General features: G+C 58.4%; 4 protein-coding genes. All 4 read left to right on the forward strand.

Annotated elements, in window-relative coordinates:
• On the forward strand, positions 1–592 hold a 592-nt coding region (locus C5F46_RS15725), incomplete at its 5' end, for a type IIL restriction-modification enzyme MmeI (protein WP_328588588.1).
• A 10-nt stretch (positions 593–602) separates the two neighbouring features.
• Positions 603–1,037: a hypothetical protein gene (locus C5F46_RS15730; RefSeq protein ID WP_107326247.1), complete on the forward strand. Its 435-nt coding sequence runs from the start codon at positions 603–605 to the stop codon at positions 1,035–1,037.
• A complete protein-coding gene (locus C5F46_RS15735; RefSeq protein WP_235820201.1) occupies positions 980–3,082 on the forward strand; it encodes a pseudomurein-binding repeat-containing protein in 2,103 nt (700 codons plus the stop codon). The genes C5F46_RS15730 and C5F46_RS15735 overlap by 58 nt, the downstream gene beginning before the upstream one ends.
• Positions 3,075–4,095: GIY-YIG nuclease family protein (locus C5F46_RS15740; RefSeq protein ID WP_107326249.1), on the forward strand; the 1,021-nt coding region annotated here is incomplete at its 3' end. The genes C5F46_RS15735 and C5F46_RS15740, both read left to right, overlap by 8 nt.

The following is a 4,095-nucleotide window of genomic DNA, read 5'->3' on the forward strand; positions in this document are numbered from 1 at the left end:
AGTCGCAGAAATGCGCGCGAGCAGCAAAGCCGCTGAAACCCGACCAGCAGCCGCATTCCCCCATCGGTTCAGACAGATTCAATCGGTTGCAGGACAGTATTCGCTTGTCGTCGCGCGTGTTAGTTCTGAAAATCGTGACTACTTACCCATCGGACTTGAGGGGAAAGACACCATCATCGGCGACCGTAACTTCGCCCTCTACGACGCCCCGCTCTGGAACATGGCGCTGATCGCCTCGCGCCTGCATTGGGTCTGGATCGGCACGGTCTGCGTGCGCATGCGAACAGATTTCAGCTATTCCAACACCCTCGGCTGGAACACCTTCCCCGTCCCGAAACTGACCGAAAAGAACCGCGCCGACCTGACCGCGGCGGCGGAAGGCATCCTTCTGGCCCGCGAGGCGCATTTCCCCGCCACCATCGCCGACCTCTACGACCCCGAAAAAATGCCCGCGAACCTCCGCGCCGCCCATGACCACAACGACGAGGTGCTGGAACGCATCTACATCGGTCGCCGCTTCCGCAACGACACCGAACGGCTGGAAAAGCTGTTCGAGATGTACACGAAGATGACGACGAAGGTGCCCGCATGAGGGATCTGTCATGGCTCTAGAATACTACCGCGATCTTTTCCACATGGCTGTTTGTGACATGGCCAAGTCATCCGACAAGTTCAGCGAAAGACTGCGCATGGCTTGGGTGAACTATCTCTACAAGATTCATTGGTCGGAACTTGAGGCCATGCTGATGAAGGAAGATCTGCCCCTTTTCAGGAAACTGAAGAAACGTCTGCGGGATGATCTAGCAAAAGATGTAGAACAAAAGAAGAAGTGGTTGTTCGAACAAACCGCAAATGCACCTAGGCCGCTGTCGGACGAGCAGGCGTCAAACTATGCAAATGCTGAAACCATCATTATGGCTATGAACGGAAAGCGGGCGTCACATACAGTTAGCGTGATCGTCGATTTCTACTCTGCCATTTGTCAAACAGTGGATTATCAGCGCGAATTTTCGAAGGGGAGGCAAAACCAATCATGACCAAAGGTGTTCCCTCCGTCTCTGTCAAATACGCCGCCAATGGCAGCTCGACCAAGTCGAACGAGCTGGGCATGCGTGCGATGCAGGAACGCGCCTATGAGAAGCGCGGCGAGCAATACCTACTGATCAAATCACCCCCTGCATCGGGCAAATCCCGCGCTCTAATGTTCATCGCGCTGGACAAGCTGCACAATCAGGGCCTGCGTCAGGCCATCGTCGTGGTGCCGGAAAAATCCATCGGGTCCAGCTTCAACGACGAGCCGCTCAGCAAGTATGGCTTCTGGGCCGACTGGACCGTCCAGCCGCAATGGAACCTGTGCAACGCGCCGGGCGGGGACGACGGCAAGGTCGGGGCCGTCGGCAAGTTCCTGGCGAGCGAAGACAAGGTGCTGGTCTGCACGCATGCCACTTTCCGCTTCGCCGTGGACAAGTTCGGGATCGAGGCCTTCGACGGTCGCCTGATCGCGGTGGACGAATTCCACCACGTGTCGGCCAACCCCGATAACAAGCTGGGCACGCATCTGGGCGCGCTGGTCGCGCGCGACAAGGTACATCTGGTGGCGATGACCGGGTCCTATTTCCGCGGCGATGCCGAGGCCGTTCTGTCGCCCGAGGACGAGGCGCGGTTCGACACGGTTACCTACACCTATTACGAGCAGCTGAATGGCTACAAATACCTCAAGTCGCTCGACATCGGGTATTTCTTCTATTCCGGGTCCTATGCCGACGACATCCTCAAGGTGCTGGACCCGACCGAGAAGACGATCCTGCACATCCCGAACGTGAACTCGCGCGAGAGCACGAAAGACAAGCATCGCGAGGTCGAGCATATCATCGATGCGCTCGGCGATTGGCAGGGCGCCGACCCCGCCACCGGGTTTCAGCTGGTCAAAACGCCCGAAGGGCGTGTGCTGCGCATCGCCGATCTGGTCGATGATGAACCGGCAAAGCGCGACAAGGTATCCGCCGCGTTGAAGGACCCGGCGCAGAAGAACAACCGCGATCATGTCGACATCATCATCGCCCTGGGGATGGCGAAGGAAGGGTTCGACTGGATCTGGTGCGAACACGCCCTGACGGTCGGTTATCGCGCCAGCCTGACGGAGATCGTACAGATCATCGGCCGCGCCACCCGCGACGCCGAGGGCAAGACGCGCGCGCGCTTCACCAACCTGATCGCTGAACCGGACGCCGCAGCTGAGGCCGTGACCGAGGCGGTCAACGACACGTTGAAAGCGATTGCCGCGAGCCTGCTGATGGAGCAGGTGCTGGCCCCGCGTTTCAACTTCACACCCAAGACTGTGAACAGCGGCCCTGTCGAGGGGTTCGATTACGGCGCGGGCGGCTATGATCCGAACAAGGAAAACGTCGGCTTCAACGAGGCGAGCGGGCAGTTCCAGATCGAGATCAAGGGTCTGGTCGCGCCGAAGAGCAAGGAAGCCAAGCGCATCTGCCAGGAGGACCTGAATGAGGTGATCACCGCATTCGTGCAGGACAAGACCACGATCGAACGCGGCCTCTTCGATGAGGAATTGGTGCCCGAGGAACTGACGCAGGTTCGCATGGGCAAGATCGTGGGAGCAAAGTTCCCGGAGCTGGACGCCGAGGATCAGGAAGCCGTGCGCCAGCATGCGGTGGCCGCGCTGAACCTGACGCAGAAAGCAAAGGAGATCGCTCTTTCGAGCGGCGACGACACGCAGACCACAGGAAACACAGCGCTGATCGACGGGGTGCGCAAATTCGCCATGGATGTGCGTGAGCTCGACATCGACTTGATCGACCGGATCAACCCCTTCGGCGAAGCCTATTCGATATTGGCAAAGACGATGAGCGAGGAAAGCCTTCGGCAGGTTCAGGCCGTGATCTCGGCGAAGAAGGTGCAACTGTCACCGGACGAGGCGCGCGATCTGGCGAAGCGCGCTGTCAAATTCAAGCAGGAGCGGGGCCGTCTACCATCCATCACATCGCCTGATCCATGGGAGAAGAAAATGGCCGAAGGCGTGGCCTATCTCGCCCGCATGAAGCAGGAGGCTGCCAATGGCTAAGGGTTTCACCGACGAAGATGATGCCCTGCTTGCGGAGCTTGGCGTCGAGGTCGAGGTCAAGAAGCAGCTCAGCCGCACACCACGCGAAGAACGCATCATCGCAGGTTTCGAGGAAATCCTGCGATTTGCAGAGGAGCATGGTCGGCCTCCCCAGCACGGGGAGGACCGCGATATCTTCGAACGCCTCTATGCGGTGCGTCTTGACCAGATCCGTCAATTGCAGGAGTGTCGCGACTTGCTGGGCCCACTGGACGAGCACGGTCTCCTAACAGACACCCCTCCGCCTTCAGCGTCAGACTCCGATGACCTCGATGACGATGCCCTCCTCGCTGAACTGGGTGTGGAAGTGGCTAGATCACCACTCACGGAATTGAAACATGTCCGGTCGACAGCCGAGAAAAAGGCTGCCGATGAAGTCGGAAACCGCGAGAAATGCGAGGATTTTGCCACGTTCAAACCCTTATTCGAGCAGGTACAGAAAGAGCTGGATAGCGGCTTGCGCGAAACCCGCCCGTTCGAGATGAAAGCCGAGATTGAGAAGGGACGCTTCTTCATTGTCAGCGGTCAAAAAGCCTATGTCGCCGACAAGGGCGAGACCATCACCAACGAGCAAGGTCGCACGGATGCGCGTCTGCGGGTGATTTTCGACAATGGCACCGAGAGCAACATGCTGATGCGCTCGCTCCAGCGTGCGTTGAACAAGGACGACGCCGGACGCCGGATCACTGACCCATCGGCAGGCCCGCTTTTTTCAGACCAGACAATCGATGGGGATGAAGCGAGCGGGATCATCTATGTGCTTCGCAGCAAATCCGATCATCCACTCGTCACAGAAAACCGGGAACTGGTGCACAAGATCGGTGTCACCAATATGAGCGTCGAAAAGCGGATCGCTGGCGCGCATCTGCAGCCGACGTTTCTGATGTCGAATGTCGAGGTGGTTGCGACATATGAACTCTACAACATCAACCGGTCCAAGCTGGAAAACCTGATCCACCGGATTTTCGAACCCG

The organism is Phaeovulum veldkampii DSM 11550, assembly GCF_003034995.1.
Lineage (GTDB): Bacteria > Pseudomonadota > Alphaproteobacteria > Rhodobacterales > Rhodobacteraceae > Phaeovulum > Phaeovulum veldkampii.